The 19,044-nt window shown below is 73.3% G+C and carries 17 protein-coding genes; 5 read left to right on the top strand and 12 right to left on the bottom strand.

The features are described 5' to 3' along the window. Window positions 1–24 precede the first annotated feature (24 nt). The 9 genes from PH189_RS23970 to PH189_RS23930 all read right to left on the bottom strand — a co-directional run bounded on the left by PH189_RS23970 (window position 25) and on the right by PH189_RS23930 (window position 12,252). Window positions 25–1,044 carry a LysR family transcriptional regulator gene (locus PH189_RS23970; protein ID WP_274191358.1) on the bottom strand — a complete coding sequence of 340 codons (1,020 nt, stop codon included), beginning with the start codon at window positions 1,042–1,044 and terminating at the stop codon, window positions 25–27. Between the two features lie 41 nt (window positions 1,045–1,085). Continuing rightward, window positions 1,086–1,820, bottom strand: coding sequence for a TetR/AcrR family transcriptional regulator (locus tag PH189_RS23965; protein WP_274191357.1), 735 nt, complete (start codon window positions 1,818–1,820; stop codon window positions 1,086–1,088). Between the two features lie 46 nt (window positions 1,821–1,866). Further along, a complete protein-coding gene (locus tag PH189_RS23960; protein ID WP_274191356.1) occupies window positions 1,867–2,655 on the bottom strand; it encodes a maleate cis-trans isomerase family protein in 789 nt (262 codons plus the stop codon). Further along, entirely contained in the window at window positions 2,652–4,289 is a 1,638-nt protein-coding gene (locus PH189_RS23955; RefSeq protein WP_274191355.1) for a (2,3-dihydroxybenzoyl)adenylate synthase, read from the bottom strand. Before PH189_RS23955 ends, PH189_RS23960 begins: the two co-directional genes overlap by 4 nt. After that, a complete protein-coding gene (locus PH189_RS23950; RefSeq protein ID WP_274191354.1) occupies window positions 4,286–5,944 on the bottom strand; it encodes an FAD-dependent monooxygenase in 1,659 nt (552 codons plus the stop codon). Before PH189_RS23950 ends, PH189_RS23955 begins: the two co-directional genes overlap by 4 nt. A gap of 12 nt (window positions 5,945–5,956) precedes the next feature. Next, window positions 5,957–8,278, bottom strand: coding sequence for a hydantoinase B/oxoprolinase family protein (locus PH189_RS23945; protein WP_274191353.1), 2,322 nt, complete (start codon window positions 8,276–8,278; stop codon window positions 5,957–5,959). A 3-nt stretch (window positions 8,279–8,281) separates the two neighbouring features. Further along, a complete protein-coding gene (locus tag PH189_RS23940) occupies window positions 8,282–10,402 on the bottom strand; it encodes a hydantoinase/oxoprolinase family protein (RefSeq protein ID WP_274191352.1) in 2,121 nt (706 codons plus the stop codon). Window positions 10,403–10,511: 109 nt separating this feature from the next. Beyond that, window positions 10,512–11,318: an alpha/beta fold hydrolase gene (locus tag PH189_RS23935; protein ID WP_274191351.1), complete on the bottom strand. Its 807-nt coding sequence runs from the start codon at window positions 11,316–11,318 to the stop codon at window positions 10,512–10,514. Between the two features lie 106 nt (window positions 11,319–11,424). Further along, complete coding sequence (locus PH189_RS23930; protein ID WP_274191350.1) at window positions 11,425–12,252, bottom strand: SDR family NAD(P)-dependent oxidoreductase; 828 nt, start codon at window positions 12,250–12,252, stop codon at window positions 11,425–11,427. Between the two features lie 74 nt (window positions 12,253–12,326). Between PH189_RS23930 and PH189_RS23925 the strand changes: the two genes are divergently transcribed. Beyond that, window positions 12,327–14,693 carry a xanthine dehydrogenase family protein molybdopterin-binding subunit gene (locus PH189_RS23925; RefSeq protein WP_274191349.1) on the top strand — a complete coding sequence of 789 codons (2,367 nt, stop codon included), beginning with the start codon at window positions 12,327–12,329 and terminating at the stop codon, window positions 14,691–14,693. A 24-nt stretch (window positions 14,694–14,717) separates the two neighbouring features. On the opposite strand, the gene PH189_RS23920 is transcribed toward PH189_RS23925, so the two are convergent. Continuing rightward, window positions 14,718–15,401: a TetR/AcrR family transcriptional regulator gene (locus PH189_RS23920; RefSeq protein ID WP_274191348.1), complete on the bottom strand. Its 684-nt coding sequence runs from the start codon at window positions 15,399–15,401 to the stop codon at window positions 14,718–14,720. Window positions 15,402–15,682: 281 nt separating this feature from the next. On the opposite strand from PH189_RS23920, the gene PH189_RS23915 reads away from it, so the two are divergent. The 3 genes from PH189_RS23915 to PH189_RS23905 all read left to right on the top strand — a co-directional run bounded on the left by PH189_RS23915 (window position 15,683) and on the right by PH189_RS23905 (window position 17,394). Beyond that, window positions 15,683–16,060 carry a hypothetical protein gene (locus PH189_RS23915; RefSeq protein ID WP_274191347.1) on the top strand — a complete coding sequence of 126 codons (378 nt, stop codon included), beginning with the start codon at window positions 15,683–15,685 and terminating at the stop codon, window positions 16,058–16,060. A gap of 93 nt (window positions 16,061–16,153) precedes the next feature. Further along, complete coding sequence (locus PH189_RS23910; protein ID WP_274191346.1) at window positions 16,154–16,552, top strand: hypothetical protein; 399 nt, start codon at window positions 16,154–16,156, stop codon at window positions 16,550–16,552. A 449-nt stretch (window positions 16,553–17,001) separates the two neighbouring features. Continuing rightward, entirely contained in the window at window positions 17,002–17,394 is a 393-nt protein-coding gene (locus tag PH189_RS23905; protein WP_274191345.1) for a helix-turn-helix domain-containing protein, read from the top strand. A 14-nt stretch (window positions 17,395–17,408) separates the two neighbouring features. Here the strand turns inward: PH189_RS23905 and PH189_RS23900 are convergent, their stop codons facing one another. Then, entirely contained in the window at window positions 17,409–17,759 is a 351-nt protein-coding gene (locus tag PH189_RS23900) for a hypothetical protein (protein WP_274191344.1), read from the bottom strand. 363 nt (window positions 17,760–18,122) lie between these two features. On the opposite strand from PH189_RS23900, the gene PH189_RS23895 reads away from it, so the two are divergent. Next, a complete protein-coding gene (locus PH189_RS23895; protein ID WP_274191343.1) occupies window positions 18,123–18,554 on the top strand; it encodes a hypothetical protein in 432 nt (143 codons plus the stop codon). Between the two features lie 29 nt (window positions 18,555–18,583). Here the strand turns inward: PH189_RS23895 and PH189_RS23890 are convergent, their stop codons facing one another. Beyond that, window positions 18,584–18,781 carry a hypothetical protein gene (locus PH189_RS23890; protein ID WP_274191342.1) on the bottom strand — a complete coding sequence of 66 codons (198 nt, stop codon included), beginning with the start codon at window positions 18,779–18,781 and terminating at the stop codon, window positions 18,584–18,586. Window positions 18,782–19,044 lie beyond the last annotated feature (263 nt).

Genomic DNA, 19,044 nt, shown 5'->3' with positions numbered 1-19,044 from the left:
GAGCGACCCACTGATCGGCACTGCCTATCGATCGTCGTGGGTAGGCGCAGGCGGGTCCGAGGCGAACCCGGACCGCAGTCTGTGTCGCACCGACCGCTCGGTGGAGGCCGCCGCCTCGATCAGTCCTGCCCCGGCCCGGCGTCGCCGCTCGACCGCCCGGCTCCACGACGCCACTCCGTCGCGGGTGTGGGCGAGGAACGCCGCAGCCGCTGCGGTGAGGGCGCCCGGGCGGTGGAGCAGGCCCACCTCCCGGGTCAGGGGCGGATCCAGCTCGCGGACCACGGCGTCGTGCAGCCGGGCGTCGAGAGCGAGACGCAGCGGCACCACGGCCGCGCCCGCGCCGTTGAGGACCATCGGGATGACGGCGCCGCGCTGTGGCACCTCGACCGCGACCGACGGCTCCACCCCGTGGGCGCGCAACGTCGACTCCACCCACTCCCGCGTGGTCGCGTGCCGCTCCCCCATCACGAGGGGGACGCCGCTCAGGGAGGCCAACGACACCGTCGCCGGGAGCGCCTCTTCGGAACCGGGCGGGGTGATCAGCACGAAGTGCTGGGTGAGGAGCCGCTCCTGGGCCAGGTACTCCTCCGGCAGCGGCAGGACCGTCACCCCGATCTCGCACTCGCCCGTGCGCACCAGGTCGGCCACCTGCGCCGCGTACCCGCGTTCCTCGACCCGAGCCGTGACCCCCCGGTTGGCCACCCGGAACCGCGCGACCCAGATCGCGGTCGGGTCGGCGGAGAGGTCGGCGAGCGAGGCCACGTCGAGCCGGCCGGCCTCCACGTCGGCGACCTCGCGGACGGCGTCGTAGGCGGCGTCGACGGTCCGCAGCATCTGGCGGGCGGGACCGAGCAGTGCCTCCCCCGCGGGCGAGAGCACGAGCCGGCGACCGATGCGGTGGAAGAGGTTCGCCCCGAGATCGTGCTCGAGCTTGCGGAGGGCCTGGCTCAGCGACGGCTGGGCGACGTGCAGGGCAGCAGCCGCCCGGTGCACGCCACCTTCATCGACGACGGCGAGGAAGTAGCGGAGCTGCCGCAGGTCCACGTGGCCGACCGTACGGCGTTCCGTCGGTCGGAGCGGGCGCCTCAGTGCCCGTCCGAGCCCTTCGTGATCACGCTCTCCAGGTAGTCCAGGTCCTGACGCAGCAGCCGCAGCGCAGCCGCGGGATCGTCGGGGCGCGGGGCGTCGGGGGTGCGGTCGGGAGCCTGCGCGACCAGCGCGAACGCCATCTCCGCCATCTGCTCCGCGACCTCCTCGGGCGTCTGCGGGCCCGCAGGGTTGAACCACCACGCGACCCAGTTGCACATGCCGATCAGGGCCAGCGCGGTCGTCCGCACCGGGCGCGGACGGAACTCGCCGCTGCGGACGCCCTGGTCGACGATGCGGCTGAACCCGTCGAGCACGCGGCGCTTCGCGGCCTCGTGGGCGACGGCGAGGTCGTCGGGGAGCTCCGACTCCGAGCGGATCACCAGCTGGAACCGTGCCGCGTGACGGGCCTGCTGTCCGGCGATGAGCCGGACGAGATCGCGGAGCTTGGTGGGCGCGTCGGCGTCGCGGTCGGCGATCTCCTCCGTGGACGCCGCCGGAGCCTCGGTGATCTCGGTGACGAGCCGCGCGAGCAGCTCGTCCTTGTTCTTGACGTAGTAGTAGAGCGACGGGCGGGTCATGCCCATGGCGTCGGCGATGTCCTGCAGGCTCGTGCCCGCGAAACCGCGCTCGGCGAAGAGCCGGGTGGCCTTCTCGTAGATCTGGGCCTCGACCAACTCCCGACGGGGCCTCCGCACGGAGGCCTCGGCGGGGGTCGGGTCGAGCGGGCTCATGAGCGGCGACGATACCGAGACCGCGCCCCCGGACCGGGGTGGGCGTTCACGGCGCGCGGAGCCGGGGCGGGAGCACCTCGGCATGGCGCACCGACCCGACACCGCCGGCGAGCAGCGAGCCGGCATCCGGGATCTCCGGCGGCAGCCCCAGCGCGCGGAGCAGGCAGAACGCGCCTGCCGTGGCGGCGGAGAGCACCGGCAGCCCGAGCTCGGCCTCGGCGACGGCCACGAGGGGCAGCGACGGCATCTGGACGCAGCAGGAGATCACCAGGGCGTCGGCACGGGAGAGGTCGAGCCCGCGGGCGGCGCCGAGCACCCGCTCGTTCGGGATGCAGCCCACCTCGGCGTTGTCGCCGACCTCGAGCGCGACCCAGTCGACGACGTCGACGCCCTCCGCCTCCAGGTGGGCGACCACCTGCTCGGCCAGCGGACGCAGATAGGGCATGACGAGCGCGACCCGCCGGGCCGCCGTCGCGGCGAGGGCGTCGACCAGCGCGCCCGCGCTCGAGACCAGCCCGGCCGGCAGACCGCGCTCCGCGAGCTGTGCGGCGACCTCCGCCTCGACCCGCCGGTGCTCACCCGTGCCCTGCGCCATCACAGCCACGAGGCAGGCGTAGAGCAGGGCGTCGACACCGGCGTCGGCGAGCTCGTCGACGCAGCGCCCGCGCTGGGCGTTCATCGCGACGAGCTCCTCCGGCGACACCGTGTGCATCCGCATCCGGCTGCCGTGGAAGGAGAAGGTGGCGCTCGCGTGGCGGGCCAGGAGCGCCGGGACCTCGGTCTCGACGGTGACGTTCGAGCTGGGGACGATCATCCCGATGCGGTGGTGGCTCACGGGTTCTCCAGACGCGCGGCGATGTCGGCGGTCATGGCCCTCTTGTCGAGCTTCCCGACCTTCGTCCGCGGCAGGGCCTCGAGGAGCTCCACGCGCTCGGGCCACTTGAACTTGGCGACGTCGAGGGCGCGGAGGTGGTCCTGCAGGTCGGCGAGGGTGACGGACGTGCCGTCGGTGGCGAGGTAGGCGCAGCCGCGCTCGCCGAGCCGCGGGTCGGGCATCGCGACGAGTGCGGCCTCGACGACGTGCGGGTGGGCGAGCAGCAGGAGCTCGACCTCCTCGGCGTTGATCTTCTCGCCGCCCCGGTTGATGAGGTCCTTGATGCGGCCCTCGATCGAGAACGCGCGGAGCCCGTCGATCGTGGTGGCCTTCGCGAGGTCGCCCGTGCGGTAGAAGCCGTCGGCGGTGAAGGCCTCCGGACGGGCCGTCGGTGCTTCTCCCGTCGCTGCGCTCGCCCCGGTGTAGTAGCCCCGCAGGGTGTACGGGCCCCGGCAGCAGAGCTCGCCCACCTCGCCGTCTCCGACCTCGTGCTCGCTGCCCGGCTCGAGGACCCGGACCTCGTCGAGCGGCGAGATCGGTGTCCCGACCGTGGTGCGGCGCAGCTCCGGCGACGCGTCGAGCGGCGTCACCAGGAACATGCCCTCGGCCATCCCGAAGAGCTGGCCGACCGCGATGCCGTCCCGAGCGGTCGCGGCGAAGAGCTCCTCGGAGACCTTCGCGCCGGACAGGACGACCGTGCGCAGGGACCCCGCGAGCGCGGGGTAGAGCGGGTGCTCGGGCGCGCGGTAGTGGACGTGCCCGAACAGCACCACCGTGGTGCGTTCGGCGACGAGCACCGGCATGGCCGTGTCGAGGTCGTGGTCGGTGAGCACGAGGCACGCGCCGACGCTGTGCGGGGCGTGGACGCCGCACACGATGCCGGCGTTGTGGATGATCGGGATGAGGTGCCCGACGCGGTCGTCGGCACCCCAGCCCAGGAACGCGGCGTAGGCCCGGGCGTTGTACCAGTACTCGGCGTGCAGGCGCGGGATCAGCTTCGGCACCCCCGTGGTGCCGCCGGAGAGCTGGAAGACCGCGACGTCGTCGGGGTCGATCCCGCGCTGGATCGCCTCGACGCGCCGGCGGGCCTCGACGGGGTCGACGTCGGCGACGGGAAGGTCGCCGAGGACCAGGACCTGGCGCATCGTCGGATGCTCGCGGGCCTGCTCGTGGGCGAACGCGACGAGGTCGGTGCCGCGCGTGCCGGCCTCCACGAGGTGCGCCCGTGCGCCGACCGCTCGGCTGATGTGGGCGATCTCGTGGCCGCGGTGCGCGGCGAGGGTCGCGACCGGCACGAGCCCGGCCTTGAGCAGCGCGTACCAGGCCAGGACGGCCTCGAGGCGGTTCGTGATCTGGACGATCACGGGGTCGCCCGGGTGCAGACCGAGGTCGGCGAGACCGACGGCGATGCGGTCGGTGCGGGCGTCGAGCTCGGCGTAGGTCAGCCGTCCCTCGCCCGTCACCACGGCGTCGTCCCCGGGGTGGGCGACCGCGACGGCGTGGAACTCCTCAGCGACCGTCCGGGTCCCCCAGAGCCCGGCGTCGCGGTAGGTTCCCGCGACCTCGGAGGGGAAGTACCGCTGCGTGGTCGTCATCGGGCCCGTCCCCCGTCGCTGCGCTCGCCCCGGTCCTTCTTCCCGTCGCTGCGCTCGCCCCGGTCCTTCTTCCCGTCGCTGCGCTCGCCCCGGACCGCCACCAGGTGCGCCCGATCCGCGGCGAGACCGTCGGCGAGGTCGGCGCGCAGCTCGTCGGGCCCCGCGACGACGACCAGCGCGTCGGTCCGGCGGCGGAGACGCTCGGCGACCTCGAGCCGGGTGAGCAGGCTCGAGCGGTCGTCCCCGCCCGTGAGCCAGACGCAGCCGGTCACCGTCTCGCCGCGTCGCACCGCCTCCTCGACGACCGCCTCCGAGCCGGCGGGCCGGGCGTCGGTCCCCACGTCGAGGACCGTCGCGTCGAGCGCTCCGGGGTCGTCGGGGACCACCCGGGAGTCGAAGCCGCGGGGCCCGGCGATGTCGTCCCCCGCGACGGGCTCCTGCCCCGGTGTCGAGGGCCGCAACGGCCGGGCGAGCACCCACTCCGCCAGGGAGTCACCGAGCGGCTCCTCCCCCGCCCACTGCTCCAGTGCCGCGTGCACCACCTCGGGCGACCCCGCCGCGAACCGGTCGAGCGGCACATTGCCGGCCCGGCTCATGTAGGCGACCAGAAGTTGCTCGACCGGCAGCTCGAGGCGCTCCGGGAACGTGTCCCACCAGCGCCGCGAGCGCTCCGCGATGTCCTGGATGCGCGCTACCGCGGGGCGGCGTGCCCCGGTGTACGCACTCAGAGCCGTGTCGAGGTCGTCCCCGGTATCCAGGGCCGAGACCAGCGCGATCGCGTCCTCCATCGCGAGCCTGGTGCCCGAGCCGACGGAGTAGTGCGCCGTGTGCGCCGCGTCCCCGAGCAGCACCGCGCGCCCGTCGTGCCAGCGCGCGCAGCGCACCGTCCGGAACTGCAGCCACCGTGTCCGGTTCCCGATCAGCCGGTGCCCGCCGAGGTGCGGCGCGAACACGTCGGAGAGGTGCTCGAGCGCGGCGTCGTCGGACGCGTCGAACGGGGTGGCCGCCGTGGTCGCCTCGAACCCGGCGGAGCGCCACGTCGCCTCGTCGGTCTCGACGAGGAACGTGCTGCGGTCCGGCGCGTACGGGTACGCGTGCGTGACGAACACGCCGTGCTCGGTGCGTTCCGGCGCGAACAGCGCGTGGTCCAGCGCGACGTCCGTCCCGGCCCAGAGGTACCACCCCGTCCCGGGCTCGACCTCGGCGCCGAACGCCTCCGGGTCCGCCGAGCGCGTCGCGCTCCCCACCCCGTCCGCGGCGATCACCAGGTCGGCGTCGAGCTCGTCGGCGGCACGCCGGACCCCGAACTCGAGCTTCACCCCGGCGTCCTCGGCGTGGCGCTGGAGCACACCCAGGAGCTCGGCGCGCCCGACGGCGACCAGGCTCGACACGCTCATCCCGGCCTCCCGGCCGCCGACCCGCATACGCATGTCGTGGGAGTACGAGCAGGCGAGGATGTCGCGCAGGGTGGCGGGATCGGCCTCCTCGAGACGACGTTGGGTCCGGGCGGCCAGCCCGACCCCGAAGCCGAAGGTCTCGTCGGGCACACCCTGCTCGTGCACGACGACCTCGGTCCCGGGTCGGGCGAGCTTCAGCAGCCGTGCGGCGTAGAGCCCTCCGGGGCCCCCGCCGAGCACGGCGACGCGGTGCAGCATCTCCCGGCGCTCCTACCGGCCCGCGTCGGCGAGGACGCGGCTCGCGCGGGTGATGTCGTCGACGTGGTCGGCCGGGACGACCGCGGTGGAGATCGCGGTGAAGCAGCCCGGGCAGCAGTACTGGCGGAACTGCACGGCCTGGTCGACGTAGAAGTCGGCGTCGGGGGCGATCTGCGGCCCGGCGTCGGTGGCGGGGCCCTCGTGGCGCACGAGGTCCAGCGCGCCCTCCGTGCCCGTCCCGAGCAGCGTGGCGCAGTGCCGGCACGCGACCTGCTGGTCCGCTCCCGCCCCCACGGCGACGAGGTTGTCGTCGAGGCGACGCCCGCGGGAGACGTCCACGGTGGCCCGCTGACCGTCACCGGACGCACCCCGCGACCGCCGCGCGTCCCGCATCTCCCCCCGGAGCCGCTCCGTGGCCGCGAGGTCCGGGGCGCCGCCGCCGTCGAGCACGACGCCGTAGGCGGCCGGCGCGTTCTCCGCGCCCACCTTGAGCTCGCGCACGTCGCGGGCGACGTCCTCGGGGTCACGGGTCAGGGGGTCGCCGTACCCGCCGCCGCCCTGCCAGAACATGGTGAACACCTCGCCGGGGGCCACGTAGGTCTCCCCGTAGCACGGACACGTCTCCTGCTCGCCACCGATCTCGTCGAGGTCCGCGGGCAGCCGCCCGTCGGCGAGCACGGCGGACAGGTCGCTGCCGCGCGCGATCCGCTCGACACCGGTGTTGCCGGGGTAGCCGCCGGCCAGGCCGTTGTTCTGGCTGACGGCCTTGCCCGCCGACGCCAGCACGAGGCCGATCGGGAAGCTCGTCCCGTGCGGGGTGATGGCCATCGACGCGGACACCCCTCCGCGCCGCCGGCCCGGACCGCCGGAGTCGGGCTCCTCGCGGCGCCACAGGGCAAGCACCGGGTAGAGGAACTCCGTCATCTCGACGTCCGGCACCCGGCCCATCGGGATGCAGAACAGCCCTCCGGTGTCCATGCCGTCGGCCTCGGGCTGCGCGCCGTAGCCGCCGGCCATCGGATCCATCATGATCGACAGGAACGGGTTCGGGACCGGTCCGCGCTCGTCGAGGCCCGCGATGACAGCCGTGTCCCAGGTGCCGCAGCACGTCGCCTGGACGTGCATGCCCGGCTCCGGCGCCCGGTCGAGCATCTGCGAGAGACATTCGGCGACGAGGTTGCCGGTGAGCCACGCGGGGCCGATCGGGCCGCGGCTGACCGCCGCCGGGAAGCTCGCGTTGTTGATCGTGCCTTCCTCGGCGACGAGGTCGAAGCAGCGCATCAGCCCGCCCGCCGACCACGGGATGTCGCTCGCGAGCAGCGGCAGGAGGGCCAGCATGACCCCGCCGCGCATGCCGGCGTAGGTGCAGTTGATGACGCCGGTCTGCGGGTCGGTGCCCGTGAAGTCGATTGTCAGGTGGTCGTCGTCCTTGGACATCGCCACCGTGATCTTGTGCAGGTTGCGGTCGCCGGTGTGGGACTGGTCCTGGTAGCCGGTGGCACGCCACGTGCCGTTCGGCAGGCCGCGCAGCTTGCCGCGCAGACGCGACTCGGCGTCGGTCATCATCCGCTTCATGACGGCCTTGACCGTGTCCGCGCCGTACTGCGCGATGACGGCGAGCAGGCGGTCACGGCCGACGGTGTTGGCGCCGACCTTCGCGCGCAGGTCGAGCCCGATCATGAGCGGCACCCGGGACCGGCGCACCCACATGTCGGCGACGTCGTCCTGCAGGAGGCCGTCGCGGACGACCTTCGTCGGCGGGGTCGGCAGCGACTCGGAGAAGACGTCCTGCGCGGCCGGGGAGAACGAGCCGAGCCCGACGCCGCCCAGGTCGGGCTGGTGCGCGATCGCCGAGGTCCAGCCGAAGAGCTTCCCGTCGGCGAAGACGGGCTGGTACACCATCGCGTCGTTCTGGTGCAGCCCGCCGCCGACCCACGGGTCGTTGCACAGGAACATGTCGCCCTCGGCGATGCCGGGGTTGCTCGCGCGGTGCTGCAGCGTCCAGTAGATGGCGAGGTCGACGGCGCCGACGAGCATCGTGTTGTAGAGCCCGACCTGCACCTCCTGGCCGAGCTCGTCCGAGACCGCGAAGTCGAAGTCGTTGGCGTCGGTGACGATCGGCGAGCCGGACATGCGCTTGAGCGCCTCGCCCATCTCGTCGGTGACCGACCAGAGGCGGTGGCGCACGACCTCGTAGGTCAGCGGGTCGAGCGCGTCGATCTGCTCCTGGGTCACCGTGTGCACCGGGAGGCTCCCGGGCAGCGACGCGGCGAGCGTGGCGGGGTCGACGGGGCGGCTCGAGAACCTGTCGGAGCCGGGGACGGCCATGGCCATGGGTCAGGCTCCTTCGGGGGACGCGGCGGGGCGGAGGGTGAGGTTGCCGAGCTCGTCGACGGTGCCGGTGCGTCCGGCGGGGACGACGACGGTGGTCGTCGGCACCTCGACGATCGCGGGACCGGTGAGGACGTGGCCCGCGCGGAGGGCGGCGTAGTCGTAGACGGGGGTGTCCTCGAAGCCGCGGGTGATGTCGAGGTGGACGGGGCGCCGGCTCGTCTCGGCGGCAGCCGGGTCGGGGCCGTCGGCGGCGGGCAGCGCGGGCAGCTCCGGCGAGAACGGCAGGACGCCGCGGCCGCGCACGCGGTAGGTGATGGCCTGGACACCGGCCTCGCGGAAGCCGGAGCCGGGGCCGAACAGCTCGGCGTAGCGGGTCTCGAACCGGGTGGCCGCCTCGTCGAGCGCGGCCTGGTCGAGGGGTCCACCGGTGACCGGGACGGTGACCTCGGCGAGCTGCATCGCGTAGCGCATGTCGATCTCGCGGTGGATCTCGACCGACTCGAAGGTGAGGCCCTGGCGGTCGAGGCCCTGGCGCACCTGGTCCTCGAGCTGCGCGAAGTTCTTCTCCGCGCGCACCGCGTCGACCGGCAGCTGGGCGGGGTCCGACAGCTCGCTCGCGAGCTCGATGTCCGATGCCGCGAGCCCGTACGCGGAGAACGCCGAGGCGACGGCGCCGAGCGGGACGACGACCTCCTCGACGCCCAGGTGGGCCGCGTATGCGGCGCAGAACGCAGGCCCGGAGCCGCCGAAGGCGTAGAGCACGAAGGTGCGCGGGTCGTAGCCGGCCTCGACCACGGTCTTGCGCAGCAGGTCGCCGGTCTGGGCGTTCTGCGCGGCGTGGATCGCGGCCGCGGCATCCTCCACCGACAGGCCCAGCGGCTCGGCGACCCGGAGGCGGATGGCTTCGCGCGCCTTCTCGAGCGAGAGCGCCTTGCGCCCGCCCAGCAGCCCACGCTCCGGGAGGATCCCGAGCACGAGGTTGGCGTCGGTGTTGGTCGGCGCGGTGCCGCCCTGGTCGTACGAGGCGGGGCCGGGCACGGCGCCCGCGCTCTCCGGCCCGATGCGCAGGTTGCCCCCCGCGTCGACCCACGCGACGGCGCCGCCGCCGGACCCGATCGCGTGCACGCGCAGTGTCGGCACGTTGATCGGGTGGTGGTTGATGACGGTGGTCGTCTCGCGCTCGGGACGGCCGTCGACGACGAGCCCGACGAGGAACGTCGTGCCGCCGACGTCGGTGGAGATGATGTTGCGGTGACCGAGCCGCCGGCCCAGCGCCATCGAGCCGACCACGCCGCCGGTGAGCACCGAGCCGACCGTGCTGATGGCCTGCGCCGGGGCCTCCGCCGCCGCGACGGCGCCCCCGTTGCTCTGCATGACGAGCAGCGGGCCGGCGAGACCACGCTCACGCAACCCGGACTCCAGAGAGGTGAGGTAGTCGCGCAATCCTGGCCCGACCTGTGTGCTCATGATGGTGGTCGAATTGCGCGCGAACTCGCGGATGCGCGGGCTGACCTCGCTGGAGAGCGCGACGTACACGTCCGGGTCGATCTCATGCACGAGCTCGCGGATACGACGCTCGTGCACCGGGTTGCGGAACGACCACAGCAGCGACACCGCGATCGCCCGCACGCCGTCGGCGAGCAGCGTGCGGATCCGCTCGCGCGCCGCGTCCTCGTCGAGCGCGACGACGACCTCGCCGTCGCGGTCGATCCGCTCGACGACCTCGAGGGCGTGGCGCTTGGGGAGCAGGTAGTGCTGCTTGTCCTGCTCGAGCACGTGCTGGAGCTCGTGCGGAGAGCGCCCGAGGTAGCGTCCCTCGACGTTCATGATGAAGATCGAGTCGCGGTGTCCCTGCGTGGTCAGGAAGCCGACCTCGGGCACCTGTCGGGTCACCAGGGCGTTCAGCGAGGACGTCGTCCCGTGGGCGATGTGGTGCGTCTCGGCCAGCATCTCCCCGACGGGACGACCCAGCTGCTCGGCGAGCAGCTCGAGCACGTCGAGCACCCCGCGCGAGTAGTCCGCCGGCGTCGACGGGGCCTTGGCCGCGACCACCGACCCCGACTCGTCGTCGAGTACCGCATCGGTGAACGTGCCGCCCACGTCGACGCCGATCACGTAGGCCATGGCCACTCTCCTCGTTGAGCCGGAGCGTGACCCGAGCCACGCGTTTGACGGTGTCGTTGACTATCTGACACTCGCGAAGGCTCGTCAAGGGCCTGAGCGTGCGCGCCTGTCAGGCGAGGAACGTCGTGACGGTGTCGAGCACGAGCGCCGTCCGGGCCATGCCGTTGAAGTGCGTGGTGCCGGGGAACACCGCGAGCTGGGAGGTCGGCACGCCGACGAAGTCGCCGTTGACGTCGCCGCCGCGCAGGCGCAGGAAGCGCACCGCGTGCTCGAGGTGGACCGCGTCGCAGTCGCCCACCGTCATCAACGTGGGCGCGGCGATGCCCTCGATCTGCGCGTCGCTCCAGCCCGGCCCGCCGTCGAACGCGCCGAGCTTGTCGAGCAACCCCTGCAGGCCGTCGGGGTGCGGCGACTTGGCGCGGTAGGAGTCCGCCATCGGCGTCCCCTCGATCATGTCGACGGTCATCGCGCCGACCGCCTCGGCGTTCTCGGGTCGCATGCCGTCCGGGGTGAACGACACCGAGGAGACGACAGCGCGGCGCACCAGCTCCGGGTGGTTCACCAGCAGCTCCAGCGCCACCGCCCCGCCGACGCTGAAACCGAACACGTCGACCTGCCCGACGCCCAGGTACGCCAGCAGCGCGACGACGTCACCTGCGAGGTCGGCGCTGGTCAGAGGGCGATCGAGGTCGTTGGTGCGCCCGTGTCCCTGGAAGTCGGTCGCGATGACCCGACGGTCCGCCGACAGGCCGGGCAGCACCGCACCGAACTGCAGGTCGATGTCGAACAGGCCGCCGTGCAGGAGCAGCAGGGGCGTGCCGTCGGCGTCCGCGGGGCCGTGGAGCTCGTAGTACATCCGCAGGTCGCCGACGGGGGCGTAGCCGGTGCTGGTCGGGGTGCTGGTGGCGGTGCTCATTCCGGGGCTCCTCGGGGTGGGGCGGAGGGGGTCTCGCCCGGGCGTCGAACGACCCCGCCCCGTTTCGACAGCAGCCCCCGAGAAGTGTCACGAGAACCTTCTCCCCTCAGGCCCCGAAGGCCTCCATCCCGGCCCTGAGGGCGGGCAGCAGCAGCGTCCGCGGGGCGAGGCGCCCGCCGACGGCGGAGAGCTGGTTGACCAGGCCCGGGGTGACGCTGCGGTCGCCGCGCGCCATCGCCGCGACGCCCGCCTCGGCGACGTCCCCAGCCTCCCCGACGACGAGGTCGGGCACCTGGTCGAACGCGTCGGTGCCGGCCGCCTCGGCGAACCCGGTCCGCGTGAGGCCGGGGCTGAGCGTGGTCAGGGTGAGGCCGGTACCGGCGAGCTCGGCGTGCACGGCCTCGGAGAACGACTGCACGAACGCCTTGCTCGCGGCGTAGCTCGCCGCCCCCGGCAGGGGCTGGAACGCGGTGATCGAGGAGACGTTGAGGATCGCCCCGGGGCGGTCCTCGCGCACGCGGCGGGTGAGCGCACCGACCGCGGCCACCGTGAGGTCGTGCAGGGCGAGCACGTTGAGCCGGACCAGCCCGTCGAGGGCGGCGCGGCGGTCCGCGTCCCCGGCGAGGTCGGCCACCCGCCCGGTGACGCCGAAGCCGGCGGCGTTCACCAGACCGACCACGCTGTCGTCGTCGAGCAGGTCCCGGGTGAGCGTGAGGCCCGCGTCGGTGCCGAGGTCCGCGGCGTGGACCTCGGAGACCTGGCCCGAGACCGCCCGCAGCTCCGCGGCGAGCTCGGTCAGCGCGTCGCCGCGACGAGCGACGAGCACGGTGGGGTGCCCGCGCCCGGCGAGCACCCGGGCGACGGCGGCACCGATACCCGAGGAGGCTCCGGTGACGAGGACGGCGGCGTCGGGTCCCGGCGGCGGCAGCGACATGACGGCCCAGTACCCGCTCGGGTTGCGTTCGACCGCACTCGAAGGCTTAGCGTCGAGGAGTGCCAGGATCGATCATGGGAACGGCCGTGCGCCGTGTCGAGGACCCCGAGCTCCTCCGCGGCCACGCGACGTACGTCGACAACATCGTGCCGGGCGGGGCGCTGCACTGCGTCTTCGTCCGGTCCCCGCTCGCACACGCCCGGCTGGGCGCCGTGGACACCGCGAAGGCCCGCGAGGCGCCGGGCGTGGTGACGGTCCTGACGGGCGAGGACCTCACGGACCTGCCCGACCACCGGCCGTTCATGGTGCTCAACGACGACTGCGCGCGGCCCCTGCTCGCCCGCGGCAAGGTGCGCTTCGTCGGCGACATGGTCGCGGCGGTCGTGGCCACCACGCGCGCCGCCGCCGTGGACGCCGCCGAGCTCGTCGAGGTCGACTACGACCCGCTCGAGCCCGTCGTCGACCCCGAGGCCGCGCTCGGGGACGGAGCGCCGCTGCAGTTCGAGGAGCTCGGCAGCAACCTCGCCGCGGGCGTCCGCGACCCCGACGACGTCGCACCGCTCGAGGGCGCCGACGTCGTGGTGCGCGCGCGGATCGTCAACCAGCGCCTCGCCGTCGCGCCGATGGAGGGGAACGCGGTCACGGCCGCGCCCGGCGACGGGTACGACATGACGGTCCACGTCTCCACCCAGATGCCGCACGGCCTGCGCGGGCAGGTCGCGCGCCAGTGGGGATGGGACCCCGAGCGCGTGCGCGTCGTCGCCCCGCACGTCGGCGGCGGCTTCGGCGGCAAGGCCGGGCTCGCACCCGAGCACGCGGTGGTGATCGAGGCGGCGCGGCAGCTCGGGCGTGCGGTGACGTGGACCGAGACGCGCTCGGAGAACCTCACGGCGATGCCGCACGGCCGCGGACAGGTGCAGTACGGCGAGCTCGGGCTGCGCCGCGACGGCACGATCGTCGGCCTGCGCGCGCGGGTCGTCGGCGACGCGGGCGCGTACGCCGGGTTCGGTGGCGCGCTCACCCTCGGGCCCACGCGCAACATGGCGCAGGGCGTCTACCGCATCCCCACCATCGCCTACGACGGCGCCGCTGTGCTGACCACGACGACGCCGATGGGCGCGTTCCGAGGCGCCGGGCGGCCCGAGGCGGCGGCGATGCTCGAGCGGCTCGTGGACATGGCTGCGCACGAGCTCGACATGGATCCCGCCGCGCTGCGCCGCGCCAACTTCCTGCAGCCCGACGAGTTCCCGGTGACCACGCGCACGGGCTCGCTCTACGACTCCGGCGAGTACGAGAAGGCGCTCGACGAGGCGCTGCGCATCGCCGGCTACGACGAGCTGCGCCGCGACCAGGCGGCCCGGCGCGCACGCGGCGACCGCGTCGTGCTCGGCATCGGGCTCGCCGTGTACGTCGAGGTCACCGCGGGGGGTGGCGGCGCGGAGTACGGCGCCGTGAGCGTCGACGACGACGGCGGGGCGACGGTGTCCGTCGGCACCTCCGGGCACGGCCAGGGACACGCGACGTCGTTCGCGATGATCGTCGCCGACCGTCTCGGCGTCCCGATGGAGCAGGTGCGCTTCGTGCAGTCCGACACCGCCTCGGTGCCGCGCGGTGGTGGGACCGGCGGCTCGCGCTCGCTGCAGCTCGCGGGCTCGAGCGTGCTCGTCGCGGCCGACACCGTGCTGTCCCGGGCGCGCGAGGTCGTCGCCGCCGCGCTTGAGGCCGACCCGGGCGACATCACCGCGGTGGACGACGCCGGCATCGTCGGTCTGGGCGTCGCCGGGGTGCCCGACCGCGTGCTCACGTGGCGCGAGGTCGCGGCCGCCGCGACCGAGCAGGGCGTGTCGCTGAGCGAGGCGCGCGACGAGAGCCAGTCCGGTGCGACGTACCCCTTCGGTGCGCACGTGTCGGTCGTCGAGGTCGACCTCGACACGGGCCGCGTGACGCCCGTGCGCCACGTCGCCGTCGACGACTGCGGCACCGTGCTCAACCCGACGCTCGTCGCGGGTCAGCAGCACGGCGGGCTTGCGCAGGGCATCTCGCAGGCACTGTGGGAGGGCTTCTCCTACGACGACGACGGCAACCCGACGTCGGGCACCTTCGCCGCCTACGTGCTGCCCACCGCGGCCGAGCTCCCGACCTACGAGGTCGCGAGTACCGAGACACCGACGCCCTACAACCCGCTCGGCGCGAAGGGGATCGGCGAGGCCGCCACCATCGGCTCGACGCCCGCGGTGCAGAACGCGGTCGTCGACGCCCTCTCCTCGTTGGGGGTGCGCCACGTCGACATGCCGCTCACCCCCGAGCGGGTCTGGCGGGCCATCCACGACGCCGAGAACGGGACCCTCGCCGATCCCTGGACGGAGCCGCCGGCGTTCTTCGCCGACCTGCCCGTACGCGGCGCATCGGCCGACCCGGAGGCGGCTTCGGTGGACGTCTAGGGGTCGACGTCTCGGGGTGGACGTCTAGCGCTGGGTCTCGTGCTCGCCGGGGACCCCGCCGCACGCGGCCCACACCATCGCCGCGGTGCGCACTGCCCAGTCGTCCGCGAGGGGCGCGCCGCGCGCGGCGTGGGCCAGCCAGGAGCCGGTCAGCAGGTCCTCGGCCGTCGCCAGGTCGGCCTGCGCACGCAGCGCGCCCGACTCGACCCCGGCGCGCAGGCACTCGCGGAGCCGGCGGCGGCGCGGTTCGACGAGCCGACGCCGGATCTCGTCGCACACCCGGACGTCGGTGGCCTCGACCAGCGCGACAGCGACGAGGGCGGTCGCGTCGGTGTCGACGACGAAGCGCCGGAACCGCGCGAGCTCGCCGACGAGGTCGGCGAACGGATCGCCCGAGGGCGCAGGGGGAGGGCCGTGCGTGATCGTCCCGAGCGCCGCGACGGCGAGCTCGGTGCGCCCCGCCCACCGCCGGTACACCGCGGCGCGCGTCGTCCCCGCCTCCTCGGCCACCGCGGCGACCGAGAGCCCGCGCAGCCCGACGGTGCACAGGTGACGCAGGGCCACCTCGAGGACGTGCCGGTCGATCTCGGCGTTGCGCGGTCGCCCGCCCACGTTCCCCCCGGCGGGTGCGGCGTCGTCGCCCGAGCCCACGGCCTTGACCCGGGGCGCCACAGGCGGACGTGCGGGGTCGCGCTCGGCGGGAGACACGGCCCTTAGGTGACCCTCGGGCACGGATACACAAACGTGTCGTATCGATGCTCCGCGTCACGACGGACCGATTCTCACGCTCGTTTCACCACGACACGCCGTGCACTGCGCCGTGCGAGTGAAGATCGCACCCGTCCGACGTGCTCGATCCGGTATCGGTGACACGTAGCGTGTTGCTCGGTCCGTTGTGGCGCAGCTAACGTCTGGCTCGATTCGATACATAGCTGCTGTGTATCGCCCTGCGCTGCTCGGCGGGCGGTCGCACTGCGGGAGGACCGGACATGATCACGAACCGCGACCTGGACGTCATCGGGCTCCGCGACCTCGCCGTCGCGGCGCCCGCCCCCGACCCGCGGGTCGTCGTCCCGCCCGTGGCAGTCTCCGAGTACGAGCTGGTCAGCGAGCCGCTCACCTACGCCGAGGGTTGGTCGCTGCTGTGCCGTCGCGGCGGTCGTGTGGCGTGGTCGATCCCCCTGGCGCCCCGGGGCGCGGCACCCCGGGTGCGTCCCGCGGTCGCCCAGGCCGTCGCCGTGCGCGTGCTCTCCGAGCAGGGCGTGTTCGTCAGCGGCTGGAACCACATCGACGGCGGCGACGGCACCGACGGCGAGACGCGCCGTTTCGTGGCACGCCTGCCCCACGGGGCGTCGGCGTCCGCCTGAGCAGGTCCGCGACACACCGGTGCCGTCAGGGGCTCGCCTCACGGGCTCCGACAGGTAATCATGGTCCTGTCGTGGGAGGCGGGAGGGTCGAGCATGAATGCTGAACTGCTGGCTCACCGCGTCGTCGAGCTGATCGAGGGTGCGTCGTTCCCCCACCTCGACCCCACGTCCGTCATCGGCGTGATCGCCCTGCTCCTCGCGGGAGCCGGCTTCGTCACCGTCCGGGACTACGCGCTCGGTGGTGACCTCCGCCTGCCGCTGCTGGCCGCGGAGCCGTTCCCCCGCGTCGAGGCGTCGATCGGCGTGGTGCCGGCACTCGGCGGGCTCACCGAACCCGTGGAGCGGCAGTTGCACCACGCAGCGCAGCACCCTGCGGTCGACCTCGTCGTCCTGGTCACCACCGCCGCCGAGTCCGGGCTGCTGCCCCGGCGGATCGACGGCGTGCCTGTCTGGACGGCCGTGGCCGGCGCGAGGGCCGACCAGACCACCTGAGGCGTCTCGCGATCCGCCTCGGCCGGCTGACCCTGATCCCGCGTCGCCAGGAGTCGGCCGACCACGAGACCGAGGCCGCAGCTCATCAACGTCCAGGACACAGCACAGAGATAGATCCACGCGGCGACACCCACAGAAATCCCCCCGGTACTCGCGTCTGACATCAGCGGGGAACGAACCCCCTCGGTGACCGGGGCCGAGGTCTGGGGCCACCATCTTCAAGCGCAAAGAACAATCGCGATCTGAGACTACGACCCGCACTCCGAGGGCTCAAGCCGCCAACGGGGTTGACGATGTGACGGTGCGTCGCCACCGTCGGCTAGTTCTCACAGTGCGTCACCAGTTCGCCGGGAACCGCGGCCACAGATCCACGTTCGGGCGCCGCAGAGAGACTGGTCGGTGACGGAAGGTGGACAGCGCCGGGAGGCGAGACCGTAAGGTGCGGCCTCGTGGAGCGGAGCCTGGGCGAGATCGTCCGAGAGGCGATGCAGCGGCGCGGGGTGAACATCAAGCAGCTCGCGCGACTCACCGCCGAACTCGGCGACCCGGTCTCCGAGGGCACCGTGCACAACGTCCTGAAGAGCCGCGTCTCGCACTCGCGCTACGACACGATCAGGCCGCTCTGCTCGGCCCTGGGTCTCGACTACAACGCCGTGCTCGCCGAGCTCCGCCGCCCGGTCCACCAGGTCCGCACCCTGCCCGAGGACTTCCACCATCTCACCGATGACCAGTGGCGATCGCTGGTGGAGCTCGCCAAGCAGTTCCGCATCGCCAACGAAGGGCGCCAGCGCTCCGCCGGCAGCGCCGACGGACCCAGCCCCGAGAGCACCCTGGAGAGCTGACTCCGCGGGTGGACTCAGCCGAGCAGCGTCCGCCGGAGCACCAGAAGATGCTCCGCCAGCGACGCGAGGTCCTCGGCGGTCATCCCCATCTCGCCCGGCTGTTCGGGGTTGTCGACCTGGAGGACGACGACCGGGGTCTCCTCGCTGCCGTCCCGATAGGAGACGCGCCGCAGCCATCCGGTCATCGCGACATCCGGCATGTACGAGGGGCGCCACTCGAAGAGCCTGGACACGTGCTCGACGCCTCCGACCGCGCCCGGCCGGTCGAACTGGCACCACGCGGGATGGCCGGTGTCGTCCAGATCTTCGCCGAGGACCTGGGCGAACGTCGGCCCGGCGTCGTCCGGCCCGGGACGGTCACCCATCAGCGCTCCTCTCGACGACGATCCCGCGCTCACGCCGGCCCCTGTCCGTGACCAGAGTGTGACTACGCGTACCCCCGCACACAGGAGGTTCGCAGCCCACGCCCTCCGCGTTACGCCCCGGAACGGAAAGGAACGTGATGGCGGCAGGCACCCGGCGCTCCGGCGCGGTCTGTCAAGTACAGTGATGCCGAAGAGAGAGCCACAGTAGACGGAGCAGTGGCGCTTCGCGAGTCCTCGCCCGCTCCGGGTGCGGCGCCCGCGGCCGCTCGTCGTGGTCCGAGGTGAGCGAGAGCAGTGTCCGAGGATGATCCGAGTGGGTACGGCAGCCCCGCGACTCCCCTTCACGAACTCATCCGCGCCCGCATGCGGGATCGCGGATGGTCCTACAGCGACCTCGAGCGCATCTCCGACAAGGCCCTCACGCGCGGCCGTTGGCAGCAGCTCGGCTCCGGGGTCCCGCAACGGAGGTTCCCGGACCCGGAGTCGCTGACGGTCATCGCCCGGGTCCTGGACGTCGACATCACGACGGTCGTGCTCGCGGCGGCGCAGACCCTCGGCCTCGACGTCGTCCGTCGCGACAGCGTGTTCTCCGAGCTGATGCCGGAACGGACGGAGCGCCTCTCCGAGGGGATGCGCGACGCCATCCTGACCCTCATCCGTGCCGCCGTCGCCGAGGCGACGGCGGACGAGGGTCTCGCCGGCGCCCGGTCGGACTCCCTCGGCGGGCTGCGGTTGGAGTGGCCGAAGAGCACGTCCCCGTCCGAGACCTCCGGGGCGTCCTCGGAGTCGTCATAGTGTCGTGGTCGTCGGGGTGAGGCCGGGCCTCAGCCCCGCACCAGCCGCAACACCGGCGAGGGCGTCGCGAAGTCGGCGGCCTGCACACCGAAGCTCAGGACCTTGAGCAGGTCGAGCATCGCCCAGCAGTGGTCCTCCGCGGAGCTTCCCGTGTCGAGCTCGAGGGTCCAGGCGGTGGCCGTGGTGTCCAGCAGGGCGACGTTGCCGACCAGGGGTGCGTACGACACCGTCAGCACGGCACGTAACCCCCTGACCAGCACTCTCTCTGCGGCAAGACTGTGCGTGCTCTCGTGCACGAAGCCCCCTCGGTCGGGCGGCGGATCGCGCCTGGAGAGCCGGGGCCGGGGCTCACACTGCGACAGAGCGCAGAACACGATTGTGCTGTTGAGCGTACCGCATCGTGTCATCCGCCAGGCGCTGAGACGCCGGCCGAGCGTCTAGACCGTATGGAGGCCCGGCGCCCCGCTCGTAAGTTGGCGCGGGTCGCCGT

The organism is Actinomycetospora chibensis (genome assembly GCF_028737215.1).
GTDB lineage: Bacteria > Actinomycetota > Actinomycetes > Mycobacteriales > Pseudonocardiaceae > Actinomycetospora > Actinomycetospora chibensis.
The sequence above is the reverse complement of the archived record's forward strand: the minus strand, read 5'-3'. Positions and strand labels throughout refer to the sequence as shown.

Coding starts and splice junctions, on each gene's coding strand:
- PH189_RS23965 (WP_274191357.1), bottom strand. CDS start 1,820: ATGAGCCCGCTCGACCCGACCCCCGCCGAGGCCTCCGTGCGGAGGCCC.
- PH189_RS23955 (WP_274191355.1), bottom strand. CDS start 4,289: ATGACGACCACGCAGCGGTACTTCCCCTCCGAGGTCGCGGGAACCTAC.
- PH189_RS23950 (WP_274191354.1), bottom strand. CDS start 5,944: ATGCTGCACCGCGTCGCCGTGCTCGGCGGGGGCCCCGGAGGGCTCTAC.
- PH189_RS23945 (WP_274191353.1), bottom strand. CDS start 8,278: ATGGCCATGGCCGTCCCCGGCTCCGACAGGTTCTCGAGCCGCCCCGTC.
- PH189_RS23940 (WP_274191352.1), bottom strand. CDS start 10,402: ATGGCCTACGTGATCGGCGTCGACGTGGGCGGCACGTTCACCGATGCG.
- PH189_RS23935 (WP_274191351.1), bottom strand. CDS start 11,318: ATGAGCACCGCCACCAGCACCCCGACCAGCACCGGCTACGCCCCCGTC.
- PH189_RS23930 (WP_274191350.1), bottom strand. CDS start 12,252: ATGTCGCTGCCGCCGCCGGGACCCGACGCCGCCGTCCTCGTCACCGGA.
- PH189_RS23925 (WP_274191349.1), top strand. CDS start 12,327: ATGGGAACGGCCGTGCGCCGTGTCGAGGACCCCGAGCTCCTCCGCGGC.
- PH189_RS23915 (WP_274191347.1), top strand. CDS start 15,683: ATGATCACGAACCGCGACCTGGACGTCATCGGGCTCCGCGACCTCGCC.
- PH189_RS23910 (WP_274191346.1), top strand. CDS start 16,154: ATGAATGCTGAACTGCTGGCTCACCGCGTCGTCGAGCTGATCGAGGGT.
- PH189_RS23900 (WP_274191344.1), bottom strand. CDS start 17,759: ATGGGTGACCGTCCCGGGCCGGACGACGCCGGGCCGACGTTCGCCCAG.
- PH189_RS23895 (WP_274191343.1), top strand. CDS start 18,123: ATGCGGGATCGCGGATGGTCCTACAGCGACCTCGAGCGCATCTCCGAC.